We start from the raw sequence: 12,558 nt of genomic DNA, 5'->3' as shown, positions 1-12,558 counted from the left end.
GTCAGGCTTGCGTGCCTCTTCTTTTTGGCGTTGCGTTTGCGTCAGATCTTCAAACGCCGCAGCACCTTCGGCCCGACGAGCGCGATCATCGCGGCGCACACAGCGACGACCGACAGCCCGATCGTCAGATTGGTCACCTGCGCGACCGCACCGATGATCACCGGTCCGAGCAGCAACCCGAAATAGGCCAGACCCGCGACGTGCGCGAGCCCCTCGGCCGCGTGGATGCCCTTCACGCTCGCGGCCGCCGCGAACAGCACCGGCATCATGTTCGCGAGGCCCAGGCCGATCAGCGCAAAGCCGGCGAGCGCGGCCACCGGATTCGGCAGCAGCAGCGCGTCGACCATCCCGGCGCAGGCGAGCGCCGCACTGATCATCACGAGTTGCGGCGCGCCGAAGCGGGCGCGCACCGCGTCGCCGGCAAAACGCGCTGCCGCCATGCCGCCGGAAAACGCCGCGTAGGCGGCGCTGGCGAGCGCGGGCGTCGAGAGCACGACATCGCGCATATAGACCGTGGCCCAGTCGTACATCGCGCCTTCGGCGATCAGCGCGACCAGTGCCATCGTGCCGAGCGCCCACAACGCCGGCGAGCGCCAGCGGCTCGCGCGCGGCGTCGCGGCATCGGGATGCTCGGCGTGCGGCACGTGCGGCAGCACCGACGGGCACGCGAGCACCAGCACGAGCGCGCTGGCCGCCGCGGCGAGCGCGAGATGCAGAGCCGGCGCCATGCCGCGCGACAGCAGCGCCCCGCCCACCGCCGCGCCGAACATGCCGCCAAGGCTGAACATCCCATGTAGCGACGACATGATCGGCTTGCCGAGCGCCTTTTCGACGGCGCTCGCTTCGGCGTTCATCGCGACGTCGAGCGTGGCCATGCCCGCGCCGAAGACGGCCAGCACGACGAGCAGGATCCAGTACGCCGGCACGACGAGGATCAGCGCGGCGCAGGCGGCCATCGCGAGGCCGCCGGTCAGGCAGGCGCGGCGCGTGCCGACCCGCGCGATCCACGACGCATTGGTCACCATCGCGCCGATCGATCCGCCCGCCACCGCGAACAACGCGAACGACAGCATCGCCGGATTCAGATGGAAGCGGTCGCGCACCGTTGGCACGTGCACGCCCCACGAGGCGTACATCATGCCGGCGATGAAAAATACCGCCATCGTGGCAATGCGTGCGCGTTGCCGTGCGGTGACGGACAGATTGCGATGCGCGGCGGGCAGGACGGCGAATTCGGAGGCTTGGTGATCGGGCACGGAGGTCTCGAGGCGAAGTGCGCGAGAAAGCGCATTGAAAGCGGATCTTCGATTCTATCGAAGCGTGGTGGCGAATGCTTGGAGCCGTGGGATCGGGCGCATACGATTGATAGGCTGGAGGATGCAACCTGGCGGTATTGCCGGCTGTCATGCCATGGCACGCCGCAGTTGGTTTTTGCATTGCCGTGCGCGGCGGCTTTTCTGCCGCTCACCGCTTTCCGTTCATTCCTAATTCACCGAGGAACGCTCAGTTGAACATTCCGGCTCACGCTCCGCTGCATCTGCTGCACACGGCCACGGTCGGCACGCTCGCCACGCACGCTCGCCAGCCCGAGGGCTTTCCGTATCCGTCGGTGCTGCCGTTCGCGCCGGACGCGCGGCATCGTCCGACGATCCTCGTGAGCCGGCTCGCGGAGCACACGCACAACCTGCACACCGATCCGCGCGCCGGTTTTCTGGCCGTCGACGCACCCGACGGCGACGTGCTGGGCGGCCAGCGCGTCACGCTGCTCGGCCGCTTCGAGCTGGTCGGCTCGAGCCCGGAACTGGCGCGGCGCTACCTGCGCTATCACCCGGACGCGGAGCGCTACCTGATGCTGGGCGATTTCACGTTCTGGATCATGGAGGTCCAGCGGCTGCGCTACATCGGCGGCTTTGGCGCGATGGGCTGGCTCGATGGCGCCGAACTCGACCCGCTGCCGCCGCTTGCAGTCAGCGAGGAGGACGCGCTGATCGCGGAATTCGGTCACCGGCTGAGTGGCGCGGGCGGCGTCGAATTGCTGGGTGTCGACCGTTATGGCGCCGATCTGAAACGCAACGGCGTGCGCCACCGTTTCGCATTCGATGGCGCCCGGTCCGATACCGGGACATTGCGCGCCGCGCTCGAAGTCTGCATCGAGCGGCATGCGGATTAAGTATTTATCGTTTATCGGGAAAACGCGCATGCGCCAGTCGCGACGAACGGGTCTTTGTCTCAATAGTGCGCGGCTTATCCAAGTCAAAGCTTTCATGCCGTGAAATGTTCGATGTGCAATAGCCGGCTCAAGTCTCATTTCCTGATAGTTAAATGGTGTAAATATGCAGATCAGTGGACTTTTTCAGCGACATGCGAAATCAGGATTTGTAGTCCGACCCAAAAGCAGCGCAGGAAACTTTTTGAAACGAATTTAAATTAATTTTGTCCGGTTACTTATCCAGCCTTTCTATTTTGTGTTAATCTCGCCGTCAAATTCCGAGGCATGAAACCTTCAAAGGCGAGTCGGCAAAAGACCGGCGGTCATTTATCCATACCACAAGGGAACCTATGTCTTCTTACAAGGAACTGCTCGCACAGCGCGAGAAGCTCGAAAAGCAGATTGAAGAAGCGAAGTCGCGCGAATACGCGGAAGTCTTGAATGAAATCAAGCAGAAGATGGCGGATTACGGCATTTCACTGAGCGAACTCGGCGGCGGCCGCGCACCGAAAGGCGCTAAAGGGAGCCGGCCGCGCGCAGGCGTCGCGCCTAAATATCGCGATCCGGAAAGCGGCAGCACGTGGTCCGGTCGCGGCAAGCCGCCGCGCTGGATTGCGGGTCTTGATCGCGAAAAGTTTCTGATCCAGAAGTAATCACGATCAGGCGGGCAGTGAGGGTTGGCCGCACGTAGTACGAATAGCGGCAATCCACCGCGTTTATAGCCTGCTGCAGAATCTGAAAAAGCCGCGCACCGTTCAGGGCGCGGCTTTCGTCATTTGCGGCGCCGAGTTCTTTGTCGCATGCGCTTCAGGCAGCTGGAACGCGAATGCTTTTCGTTTAGATAAGCGATTGATTTAAAAAGGTTTTTTTCTGCTTTTCCCTGCGCGCGCGATTCGTGGCGGGTACAATAACAATAATTGTCCTTTCCGCCTTTTCAGCATGCAGTCCGCCACGATCGCCCAAACCACCGAGAAACAACGCGTTGCGCGCAAAAGTACTTTTGCGAGTATTGCGCTCAATAGCGTGTTGATGACGCTGCAAATCGCCATCGGCACGATCGCGCACTCGCAGGCGCTAGTTGCCGACGGTGTCCATTCCCTTGCCGATCTTATTTCCGATTTTGTCGTGCTGATTGCCAATCGGCACAGCGGGGCCAAGCCCGACGCGGATCACAATTACGGGCATAGCCGTTATGAGACGGTGGCGTCGTTATTTCTCGGCGCGCTGCTGATCTCGGTCGGCGTCGGCATGTTGTGGCGCGCCGGTACGCGGCTCGCCGACCTGCAAAATATTCCCGCCGTGCACATGAGCGCGCTCGCGGTCGCGGCGCTCGTGCTGGTCTGCAAGGAAGCGCTGTTTCGCTACATGCTGCGCGAGGCGAAGCGCGTGCGTTCCGCGATGCTGATCGCGAACGCATGGCACGCGCGCTCGGACGCGGCGTCGTCGCTGGTGGTGGGAATCGGCGTGATCGGCAGTCTCGCCGGCTTGCGGTTGCTCGACCCGATCGCAGCGGCCATCGTCGGTTTCATGGTCGCGCGCATGGGCTGGATCTTCGGTTGGGACGCGCTGCAGGATCTGTCGGACCGCGCGCTCGACGAAACCGCCGCGGCCGACATGCGCGCATTGCTGATGTCCACCCCCGGCGTGCGTGACGTGCACGAAATGCGTACGCGCAAGATGGGCGATTTCGCGCTCGTCGACGCGCACATTCTGGTCGATCCGATGATTTCGGTATCGGAAGGGCATTACATCGCGGAGTCGGCGCGTCTGCGCGTGCTGACCGACAAGCGCGTGCTCGACGCGCTGATCCACGTCGATCCGGAAAACGATGCGCTCGCGCATCCACCGGTCGATCTGCCACCGAGGGAGCGCGTGAGCGCCGAGGTCGACGCGGCGCTGGCGGCCGGGGGCTTGCAGGCCGCTGCGATAAATCTGCACTACCTGAGCACCGGGCTCGACGTGGCGGTGGTGTTACCGGCGGCAGCGTCCGTTCAAGGGCGCGCTGCAGACGGCCCCGAGGCCGCGCCTCTGCTGGAAAGCGAGGCGCAGTCGCTTGGGCGCGTCGATCTGGAGGCGCTCAAGCGTCGTCTCGGCGCGCGCAAGCTAGACGTGCTGCTGCAACGGGATATCTCGGCCGCGCAGGGCGGTTCGGCGGCGGAACTCAAGACTGGCGTCGCCCCCAGCGGTCGGTCAACCGCCACGGAGCCTCACAACGCCGCCTGAGTCCGACGAGTTTCGGACATCCGATGCCGCGAACCTTCATGCCGCCCGCGGCGGCGGCATCCGTCACAACGGCAACTGCGTATCGAACTTGATTTCGCGCAGCACGACGCTCGTACGCACCTGCGCGACGGCCGGAATCTTGAAAATGCGTTCGTGCAGGAAGCTGTCGTACGCCTTGATGTCCGGCGCGACGATCTTGAGGATGTAATCGGATTCACCGGTCGTGCTGTAGCACTCGGTCACTTCGGGGCAGGTGGCGATTTCCCGCTCGAACTGCTCGACGCCGCCTTCGGTATGGCGCGTCAGATGGATATGCGCGAGCGCGCACACGTGCAAGCCGAGCTTTTCGCGATCGAGCAGCGCCGTGTAGCGCTGGATCACGCCCGACTGTTCCATGTCCTTGATGCGCCGCCAGCACGGCGTGCTCGACAGCCCGACCTGGTCGGAGATTTCCTGCACGGAACGACGTGCGTCGAGCTGCAGAAGGCGCAGGATCTTCTGTGAGAACGTATCGAGTGTCAACTGCGCCTCCGTTAGCGTCGCCGTATCAACGCATGGTAGAGGGCGCGAAAACGAAACGCAATGTAAAACGGCTCTCGCGAGCGAGATTGCCTAATTTACCGGGTCGGGAGCGGCGTTTTGCCCTGAGCCGTCCCCATCATCCTTGCCGTCCCCCGGCAGCTCGGGCTGACGCGCGCGCAAGTCCTTCAGCATGTTGCAAAAGAGGGCACCCTGCTCGATCGCGTCGTCGAGCGCGACGTGCGTGTGCGGATGCTCGTCGAACCAGTGCTTCGGAAAGCGCGGCTTGATGTTCTTGCGGTACGGCAGGCCGGTCATCGCGAACGCGAGCGTCTTGATGTCAAGCGCCGACCACGAAAACGGGCAGCGGCCGACGAAGCGCATCATGTACCAGAACATATAGGTGAAGTCGAAGCCGGCCGGCATCGCGACGAACACCGGCTTGCCCGGCAGCGCCTCGACCCATTCGACATAGGCGGTCAGGGCGGCCTCGGGTTTCTGCAAGTCCTGGCGGCAGGCCGTCCATGCTTCCGGCTGCGTCTTCCACCACGCTTCCTGAACCGGATGCGGCGCTGCACCTTCGAGCAGTTCGAGATTCGCCGAGAACGTCGCGATCAGCTGCTTGTCTTCGGTGTATGCGGCGGATGCGAAGCTCAGCATCGAATGCGGGCCGGGGATCGGGCCGTCCGCTTCGACGTCGGTACTCACATAGATTTCGCTGCTCATGCGCCCACTCCGTCTGCGACGTAGGGATTCGTGCGGCGCTCGGCGCCGAACGTCGAGGTCGGGCCGTGGCCGGGCACGAACGTGACGTCGTCGCCGAGCGGCCAGAGTTTGTCGCGGATCGAGCGGATCAGGTCCGCATGATTGCCACGTGGGAAATCCGTGCGGCCGATCGAGCCGGCGAACAGCACGTCGCCAACTAGTGCAAGCCGGTGCGCGCGGCTGAAGAAGACCACGTGGCCCGGCGTGTGGCCGGGGCAGTGGTAGACCTCGAGGGTTTCGTCGCCGAATTGCACGGTGTCGCCGTCTTGTAGCCAGCGGTCCGGCTCGAAGGCGTCGGCGGCCGGGAAGCCGAAGCGCGTGCTCTGGTCCGGCAGCTTGTCGAGCCAGAAGCGTTCGTCGGGATGCGGACCTTCGATCGGCACGCCGTAGTGGGTGGCGAGCGTCTTCGCGCCAGCGCAGTGATCGATGTGGCCATGGGTCAGCAAGACCTTTTCGACGGTCACGTTCTGCCGCGCGATCTCGCGCTGGATCGTGTCGAGGTCGCCGCCCGGATCGACGACGGCCGCGCGCCCGGCGGCCTCGCAAACGAGCAGCGAGCAGTTCTGCTGGAACGGCGTGACGGGGATCAGGGTGACTTTCATGGCTGGACGACGCGCTGGAAAAACGTTGATTGTACCGGGCCTCGCGACAGCCTCTGCCGCGCATGCGACGGGGCCGGCTCCCGGCCCGTCTCGGTCTTTCGTATGTCCATTTTTGCGATAAATGTGAAGATTGATCAAGTTTTTGAGCAGCCCGCCATCCCAGAAAAAAGTTTTGGGTATAATGGACTCCATGCACTAGGAATTGTGCTGCCACAAGGCGATGCGTTCCCACAAAAAGGGAATGCCGCTCGCCGTTCAAGTAAGGGCTGTCGGAATGCCGACGGCCATCCAGTATCGATGCGTTCGATGCACACGTCTTGCCCAGCCAGGCGCCGCGCGCCTGCTACGGAATTAATCTCCGTGACGCTGGGTGGGGCCTACGCCGCCGTTCCTGCGCGCTGAGTTGCGCGCGCAAGAACGTGTCATTGCCACGTTCAGTTGGCGGCATGTGGGGTCTGGTCAGGCTGCCGGGACAGGTTGCGCCAGACGTGAAAATTAACCGTGCGGTAGCGGCTGAGTGAGCCGTATCCGGGCTTTGACGTACTGCGCTTTTTCGCGCGGCGCGTTGTCGTCCCTGCCGCCGGAGCCGCAAGCAACATACCCAGCAGTTTGCGGGTGACGCGGCTCGACAATGTGATTGCACGTCTTATGAAAACTGGGCTAACCCGTGGTCTAGGGACTCTTTTTACCTTTTTTGTACTGGCCGGCTGTGCCACGCCTCCGGGCGCACGCGATACGTCCGCGAACGACACGCCACAAAGTACAAAGAACACGCACCTGAGCTCTTTCGGACCGCAATCGTTCGGTAGCGCGCCGGCCTCGAGCCCGAGCGCGTCGAGCGCGCCCGCGTCGCCGCTGGCTGACGCGCAGCCGCTCACCGACGACGGCGTAGACGTCGCGGACTTCCATCAGATCGGACGCGCGTCGTGGTACGGACGCTTCTTCCACGGCCGCCGCACCGCCAATGGCGAGCGTTACGACATGCATGCCCTGACGGCCGCGCATCGCACGCTGCCGCTCGGCTCGTACGTGCGCGTGACCAATCCGGCCAATTCGCGCTCGGTGATCGTACGGATCAACGACCGCGGCCCGTACGCCCGCGGCCGCGTGATCGACCTGTCGATGGCGGCCGCCGCCATGCTCGACATGCGCCACACCGGCACCGCGCGGGTCAAGATCGAAGGGCTCACGCAACAGGAAGCGCGCGCCGAGCTGAACGAGACGCTCGCGTCGAATTCGGACTCGAACAAGTGATGTGACGTTACGTGGCGATGATGCCGCGTCGGCTGAACCAACCGTCTGTAGAAAATCGAAGGGCCGCGACATGCGGCCCGTTTCGTTTGCCGTCCGCCGTTTACCCGCCCGGCTTCGCTCTCAGGCGTCGGGCTTGTCTTCCTTCAGCGCCAGCGCGCGCGCGTACAACACGTTGCGCGATGCGCCCGTGAGCACCGCCGCGACCTTCGCCGCGCTGCTCACCGTCAATTCTTCCAGCAGGATGCGGAGCAGCGCGTCGTGATCGTGCTCGCCGGCCGCTTCGGGCGCCGCGCCTTCGACCACCAGCACGAATTCGCCACGCTGCCGGTTCGCGTCGGCAGCGAGCCACGTTGGCCCTTCGGCCAGGGTGCCCTGGTGCAGGGCTTCGTGTAACTTCGTCAGTTCCCGCGCGATCAGCAGACGGCGTGTGCCGCCGAACGCATCGGCGAGCGCCTGCACCGTCTCGACGATCCGGTGCGGCGCTTCGTAGAACACCATCGCGTGAGGATGTTGCGCGAGCGCCTGCAAGGCGGCGGCGCGCGCCTTCGGCTTCGGCGGGAGGAAGCCGAGGAACGAGAACGTCGCGACCCAGTCGCCGGTTGCGCTGAGCGCGGTGGCGAGCGCACTCGCGCCGGGCAGCGGGACCACCACGAAGCCGGCCTCGCGCACGGCATCGACGAGCTTGGCGCCGGGGTCCGAGATGCCCGGCGTGCCCGCGTCGGACACGTAGGCCACGCGCTCGCCGGCCTGCAGATACTCGATCACGCGCTGCGCGGCGGTGCGCTCGTTGTGCTGATGCACGGCGACGAGCGGCTTCGAGATGCCGTAGCGCGCGAGCAGCTGACCGGTGTTGCGGGTGTCCTCGGCGGCGATGCGGTCCGCGAGTCCGAGCACGTGCAGCGCGCGCAGCGTGATGTCGGCGATGTTGCCGATCGGCGTGGCCACCACATACAGCACGGCGGCGGGGTACTGCTGCCCTTGCGCGAGTTCGGAGAGAGGAGTCATGACACGGAAGACACAAACAGACGGAACGAGGCCGACATTGTGCCATGTGGGCTTGCGCGAGCAGGCCCCGCCGAACACTGCGCAAAAGATGCCCATAAACGCCGGTCCAAAAACCGCCCACAACTTTTCCTGCGCTCACCAGTCCAAATCCGTCGGCGCGGCTTTCGAAGCACGCGCGCGAGAATTTTTGCAGCGCCAGCGTCTGCGCTTCGTGGCGCGCAACGTCGCATGTCGGGGCGGCGAGATCGATCTCGTGATGAGTGATCGTGACGGCGCGCTGGTGTTCGTCGAAGTTCGCGCGCGTGCGCAGCGGCATTATGGCGGTGCGGCTGCGAGCATCGGTTGGCAGAAGAGACAGCGCATCGTGCGAGCGGCGCGGCACTATCTCGCGACGCGCGCCACGACGAACCGCGGCCCGCGCGACGAACCCGCGTGCCGTTTCGACGTCGTCGCGTTCGAGAGCGGCAGGCTCGTGTGGTTGCGCGATGCGTTTCGCGCCGACGAAGTCTGACCGACAGCGCAGAGAACGCGCGTGAGTGCGATAAACTTGCGCTCGCATGCCGCGCGAACTCATCGGCGGCCACAGCCTGGCAGTATGACTTCACAACACGGCCGCGCAGTGCGGTCCATTCGCGGTAGAAGATAGAGACTCGATGTCAGTCGAACGCATCCAACAACACTTTCGCGACAGCGCGGCAGTCAAACTCGAAGCCCTCGAAACCCTGTCGATGCCGATCGCCGCCGCGATCGACACGATGTTCGCCGCGCTCGCCAACGGCAATCGCATCCTCGCGTGCGGCAACGGCGGTTCGGCCGCCGACGCGCAGCATTTCGCGGCCGAGCTGATTGGCCGCTTCGAGCGCGAGCGGCCAGGTCTGCCGGCCATTGCGCTCAGCACCGACACCTCCGTGCTCACCGCGATCGCCAACGACTATTCGTTCGAACAGATCTACGCGAAACAGGTCTGGGCGCTCGGTCAGCCCGGCGACGTGTTGCTCGCGATCACCACATCCGGCAATTCCGCGAACGTGCTCGCCGCGATCGAAGCCGCGCATGAGCGCGAAATGATCGTCGTTGCGCTGACCGGCAAGGGCGGCGGACGCGCACAGGAGGTGCTGAGCGACACCGACATCCACGTATGCGTGCCGTCCGACCGCACGGCGCGCATCCAGGAAGTGCACCTGCTGACCATCCATTGCCTGTGCGACGGCATCGATGCCATGTTGCTCGGCGAAGACTGAGACTGATTTCGAAGGAGAGCTAGTTGATGAGCGTTTTCCGCATCAAGAAGACACTGGTGAGAACCGTGCTCGTGGTCGGGGTCGCGGCGGGCCTGTCGGCCACGCTGCAAGGCTGCTTTCTCGCTGTCGGGGCGGCGGCGGGCGGCGGCGCGCTGATGGCGACCGACCGCCGCACGCTCGGCGCGCAGACCGAGGATCGCGAGATTCAGGTGAAGGCGCTGTCGCAGATCAGCCAGAATCTGCCGGACTCCGCGCACGTCAACGTCACGGTGTTCAACCGCCGCGTGCTGCTGACCGGCGAGGTCGCGGGCGAGGCGTCGAAGCAGCGTGCCGAGAGCATCGTGCGGAACATGAACAACGTGAATACGATCGTCAATGAACTGGCGATCGTGCCGGCGAGCTCGTTCTCGTCGCGCACCAACGACACCTACCTCGAAACGCGCGTGAAGACCGCTCTGATCGCCGAGAAGAACATTTCGGCGAACAACTTCAAGGTCGTGGCCGAGCGCGGCAACGTCTATCTGATGGGCCTCGTCACGATGAATGAGGGCAATATCGGCGCCGACGTCACGAGCCGCGTGCCGGGCGTCGTGCAGGTGGTCAAGGTGTTCCAGTACATCCAGCCGCAGGAAGCCGAAGCTGCTGCGGCCGCAGGTGCGACGGCGCCGGTGGCCGCCTCGCAGCCCGAGGTCAGCGAGCCGACGGTCGGCGCGATTCCCGATTCGTCGGTGAGCGCGCGGCCGCTCGATCAGCAGGCGCCTGCGCCGGTCAACTCGTCGACGTCGGTGCGGCCGGGTAATCCGAAGGCGGTGCCTTGATGCGCGGTGTGACGCGTGCGGGTGCCGTGTTCGCGTTGGTGGTGGGCGCGGTGGCGGGCACGATGACGTCGGTTGCTCGCGCGGCCGAGGCGCCGCGCGGCCAGCAGGTCGCCGCCGCGAATGCATGCATGGGCTGTCACGCCGTCGATCGCAAGCTGGTTGGTCCGTCGTTCCAGCAAATCGCCGCGAAGTACAAGGGCGACGGGCAGGCGCCGGCCAAACTCGCGCGCAAGGTGAAGGATGGCGGCTCCGGCGTATGGGGCATGATTCCGATGCCGGCCCATCAATCGATGAACGATGCGGACATCCGCGCGGTGGTCGACTGGGTGCTCGCGGGCGCGCCGTCCAGATGAGGTTTTCCCGGGGCTGGAGGCTTGGCAAAAGGGAAAATGGCTGTGCTAGAATTATTTTTGTTGGGGGGGTAGCTCAGCTGGGAGAGCGTCGCGTTCGCAATGCGAAGGTCGGGAGTTCGATCCTCCTCCTCTCCACCATCACGTGTTCCGGGCAGTTCCGGAGAATTCCGCAAACCCCGCGTCCCGTAAGGCTCGCGGGGTTTTTGTTTCCATTTTGGGATTGTGGTTTCCGTTGACAGCCGGGGGCCTTTCAGCGCAGCTTTGGGGGCATCAGGGTCGTTTTTGAGCCCGTCGAAAATATAGGCCCCCACGTTGTTGGAGGGTGTCCCATGCCTCTTACCGATCTGGAAGTTCGCCGGGCTGCAGCTCGCGAGAAGACCTACCGGGTCTCTGACGGGCGCGGAATGTATCTCGAGATTTCTCCGTCTGGCGGCAAATACTGGCGCCTCAAATACCGGTTCAATGACCGCGAGCGGAAGCTGGCGTTGGGCGTCTATCCCGATGTCACGCTTGCCCACGCCCGCAGAAAGCGCGACGAGGCGCGTGCGATGCTCGCCGATGGCATTGATCCCGGTCAGGCCAAGAAGGACAAGAAACGCCTCGCGCGGCTCAACGCCGCCACTACCTTCGAGGCCGTCGCGCTCGAGTGGTTTGAGCAGCAGGCGCCCGGCTGGGCACCGAGCCACTCCGAGAAGATCATGGGGCGACTGAAGAAGGACCTGTTTCCCTGGCTTGGCTCTCGTCCCATTGCCGACATCAGTCCGCCTGAAGTCCTTGAAGTGCTGCGCCGTGCCGAGAAGCGCGGGGCTCACGACACCGCACACCGGCTTCAGCAGAACTGCGGTCAGATCTTTCGCTATGCCGTGGTGACCGGGCGCGCGATGCGTGACGTGAGCGCCGATTTGCGCGGCGCGCTGCGGCCGAACCGGCATACCCACTTCGCCTCGATTACGGATCCACAGAAGGTCGGTGAAATGCTGCGCGCCTTCGATGGCTTTTCCGGGACGCTGGTCGTGCGCGCAGCGCTGCAACTTGCGCCGTTGCTGTTCGTGCGACCCGGTGAGTTGAGGCAGGCCGAGTGGGCGCAGATTGATCTGGAACGGCGCGCATGGTCCTTTACCGTTTCGAAGACGAAGACCGAGCATCTGGTCCCGCTGGCTGACCAGGCTGTCGAGATCCTGAAGGAGTTGCAGGCGCAAACCGGCAAATGGCGTTGTGTCTTTCCAGGCCGTGATCGTAGAAAACCCATGAGCGGCGCGGCGATCAATGCCGCGCTGCAGCGGCTCGGCTTCGACACGAAAACCGAGATCACCGGCCACGGATTCCGGGCGATGGCTCGAACGATCCTGCATGAGCGGCTGCGATTTCCCGCCGAAGTCATTGAGCACCAACTGGCGCACCGTGTGCCTGACTCGCTCGGCAGCGCCTACAACCGCACGCGGTTCATCGACGATCGGGTCGTCATGATGCAGGCGTGGGCCGATTACCTGGATCGGCTGAAAGCGGGGGCGGAGGTGGGGCCGATCCGGCCGCGGTGTGTTTGAGGCGGAAGTCCTGGCGCACCGCGTT

15 protein-coding genes and 1 tRNA gene are annotated in these 12,558 nt (G+C 64.3%); 10 read left to right on the top strand and 6 right to left on the bottom strand.

Annotated features, from left to right (window positions below):
* Positions 1–41 precede the first annotated feature (41 nt).
* Entirely contained in the window at positions 42–1,256 is a 1,215-nt protein-coding gene (locus OKW28_RS39815) for an MFS transporter (RefSeq protein WP_429453571.1), read from the bottom strand.
* Between the two features lie 251 nt (positions 1,257–1,507).
* Here OKW28_RS39815 and OKW28_RS39810 point away from each other — a divergent pair, with 251 nt between their 5' ends.
* Both OKW28_RS39810 and OKW28_RS39805 read left to right on the top strand, forming a co-directional pair.
* On the top strand, positions 1,508–2,170 hold the full coding sequence (locus OKW28_RS39810) for a HugZ family protein (protein WP_429453569.1): 663 nt from the start codon (positions 1,508–1,510) through the stop codon (positions 2,168–2,170).
* A gap of 389 nt (positions 2,171–2,559) precedes the next feature.
* Positions 2,560–2,862: an H-NS family nucleoid-associated regulatory protein gene (locus OKW28_RS39805; protein WP_429453567.1), complete on the top strand. Its 303-nt coding sequence runs from the start codon at positions 2,560–2,562 to the stop codon at positions 2,860–2,862.
* Between the two features lie 184 nt (positions 2,863–3,046).
* Here OKW28_RS39805 and OKW28_RS39800 read toward each other — a convergent pair whose 3' ends face one another.
* On the bottom strand, positions 3,047–3,250 hold the full coding sequence (locus OKW28_RS39800) for a hypothetical protein (RefSeq protein ID WP_429453565.1): 204 nt from the start codon (positions 3,248–3,250) through the stop codon (positions 3,047–3,049).
* On the opposite strand from OKW28_RS39800, the gene OKW28_RS39795 reads away from it, so the two are divergent.
* Positions 3,239–4,432 carry a cation diffusion facilitator family transporter gene (locus tag OKW28_RS39795; RefSeq protein ID WP_429453564.1) on the top strand — a complete coding sequence of 398 codons (1,194 nt, stop codon included), beginning with the start codon at positions 3,239–3,241 and terminating at the stop codon, positions 4,430–4,432. The genes OKW28_RS39800 and OKW28_RS39795 overlap by 12 nt on opposite strands.
* Before the next feature lie 63 nt (positions 4,433–4,495).
* On the opposite strand, the gene OKW28_RS39790 is transcribed toward OKW28_RS39795, so the two are convergent.
* The 3 genes from OKW28_RS39790 to OKW28_RS39780 form a co-directional block, all read right to left on the bottom strand.
* Complete coding sequence (locus OKW28_RS39790; RefSeq protein ID WP_012431468.1) at positions 4,496–4,954, bottom strand: Lrp/AsnC family transcriptional regulator; 459 nt, start codon at positions 4,952–4,954, stop codon at positions 4,496–4,498.
* Between the two features lie 90 nt (positions 4,955–5,044).
* Positions 5,045–5,677 carry an exonuclease gene (locus OKW28_RS39785; protein WP_429453562.1) on the bottom strand — a complete coding sequence of 211 codons (633 nt, stop codon included), beginning with the start codon at positions 5,675–5,677 and terminating at the stop codon, positions 5,045–5,047.
* Positions 5,674–6,318, bottom strand: coding sequence for an MBL fold metallo-hydrolase (locus OKW28_RS39780; RefSeq protein ID WP_429453560.1), 645 nt, complete (start codon positions 6,316–6,318; stop codon positions 5,674–5,676). Before OKW28_RS39780 ends, OKW28_RS39785 begins: the two co-directional genes overlap by 4 nt.
* A gap of 648 nt (positions 6,319–6,966) precedes the next feature.
* On the opposite strand from OKW28_RS39780, the gene OKW28_RS39775 reads away from it, so the two are divergent.
* Positions 6,967–7,572 carry a septal ring lytic transglycosylase RlpA family protein gene (locus OKW28_RS39775; RefSeq protein WP_429453558.1) on the top strand — a complete coding sequence of 202 codons (606 nt, stop codon included), beginning with the start codon at positions 6,967–6,969 and terminating at the stop codon, positions 7,570–7,572.
* A 120-nt stretch (positions 7,573–7,692) separates the two neighbouring features.
* Here OKW28_RS39775 and rsmI read toward each other — a convergent pair whose 3' ends face one another.
* Positions 7,693–8,577: a 16S rRNA (cytidine(1402)-2'-O)-methyltransferase gene (gene rsmI / locus OKW28_RS39770; RefSeq protein WP_429453556.1), complete on the bottom strand. Its 885-nt coding sequence runs from the start codon at positions 8,575–8,577 to the stop codon at positions 7,693–7,695.
* Positions 8,578–8,665: 88 nt separating this feature from the next.
* Between rsmI and OKW28_RS39765 the strand changes: the two genes are divergently transcribed.
* The 6 genes from OKW28_RS39765 (at position 8,666) to OKW28_RS39740 (ending at position 12,533) form a co-directional block, all read left to right on the top strand.
* Positions 8,666–9,088 (top strand): YraN family protein, encoded by a 423-nt coding sequence (locus OKW28_RS39765; protein ID WP_429453554.1) that lies wholly within the window; start codon positions 8,666–8,668, stop codon positions 9,086–9,088.
* Between the two features lie 142 nt (positions 9,089–9,230).
* Positions 9,231–9,818 carry a phosphoheptose isomerase gene (locus tag OKW28_RS39760; RefSeq protein ID WP_062125567.1) on the top strand — a complete coding sequence of 196 codons (588 nt, stop codon included), beginning with the start codon at positions 9,231–9,233 and terminating at the stop codon, positions 9,816–9,818.
* Positions 9,819–9,844: 26 nt separating this feature from the next.
* Positions 9,845–10,636, top strand: coding sequence for a BON domain-containing protein (locus tag OKW28_RS39755; RefSeq protein WP_429453552.1), 792 nt, complete (start codon positions 9,845–9,847; stop codon positions 10,634–10,636).
* Complete coding sequence (locus OKW28_RS39750; RefSeq protein ID WP_429453550.1) at positions 10,636–10,989, top strand: c-type cytochrome; 354 nt, start codon at positions 10,636–10,638, stop codon at positions 10,987–10,989. The genes OKW28_RS39755 and OKW28_RS39750 overlap by 1 nt, the downstream gene beginning before the upstream one ends.
* A gap of 62 nt (positions 10,990–11,051) precedes the next feature.
* Positions 11,052–11,127 (top strand) — tRNA-Ala (locus OKW28_RS39745).
* Positions 11,128–11,318: 191 nt separating this feature from the next.
* Positions 11,319–12,533, top strand: coding sequence for a tyrosine-type recombinase/integrase (locus OKW28_RS39740; RefSeq protein ID WP_429453548.1), 1,215 nt, complete (start codon positions 11,319–11,321; stop codon positions 12,531–12,533).
* Positions 12,534–12,558 lie beyond the last annotated feature (25 nt).

Source organism: Paraburkholderia sp. 40, assembly GCF_050434105.1.
Classification (GTDB): Bacteria; Pseudomonadota; Gammaproteobacteria; order Burkholderiales; family Burkholderiaceae; genus Paraburkholderia; species Paraburkholderia tuberum.
Note: the sequence above shows the minus strand (reverse complement) of the source record. Positions and strands in the feature narration are given on the sequence as shown.

Bases quoted from the DNA above. Each gene is read 5' to 3' on its own strand.
- OKW28_RS39805 (WP_429453567.1), top strand. From the start codon at position 2,560: ATGTCTTCTTACAAGGAACTGCTCGCACAGCGCGAGAAGCTCGAAAAG.
- OKW28_RS39795 (WP_429453564.1), top strand. From the start codon at position 3,239: ATGACGCTGCAAATCGCCATCGGCACGATCGCGCACTCGCAGGCGCTA.
- OKW28_RS39785 (WP_429453562.1), bottom strand. From the start codon at position 5,677: ATGAGCAGCGAAATCTATGTGAGTACCGACGTCGAAGCGGACGGCCCG.
- OKW28_RS39780 (WP_429453560.1), bottom strand. From the start codon at position 6,318: ATGAAAGTCACCCTGATCCCCGTCACGCCGTTCCAGCAGAACTGCTCG.
- OKW28_RS39775 (WP_429453558.1), top strand. From the start codon at position 6,967: ATGAAAACTGGGCTAACCCGTGGTCTAGGGACTCTTTTTACCTTTTTT.
- rsmI (WP_429453556.1), bottom strand. From the start codon at position 8,577: ATGACTCCTCTCTCCGAACTCGCGCAAGGGCAGCAGTACCCCGCCGCC.
- OKW28_RS39765 (WP_429453554.1), top strand. From the start codon at position 8,666: ATGCCCATAAACGCCGGTCCAAAAACCGCCCACAACTTTTCCTGCGCT.
- OKW28_RS39760 (WP_062125567.1), top strand. From the start codon at position 9,231: ATGTCAGTCGAACGCATCCAACAACACTTTCGCGACAGCGCGGCAGTC.
- OKW28_RS39755 (WP_429453552.1), top strand. From the start codon at position 9,845: ATGAGCGTTTTCCGCATCAAGAAGACACTGGTGAGAACCGTGCTCGTG.
- OKW28_RS39750 (WP_429453550.1), top strand. From the start codon at position 10,636: ATGCGCGGTGTGACGCGTGCGGGTGCCGTGTTCGCGTTGGTGGTGGGC.
- OKW28_RS39740 (WP_429453548.1), top strand. From the start codon at position 11,319: ATGCCTCTTACCGATCTGGAAGTTCGCCGGGCTGCAGCTCGCGAGAAG.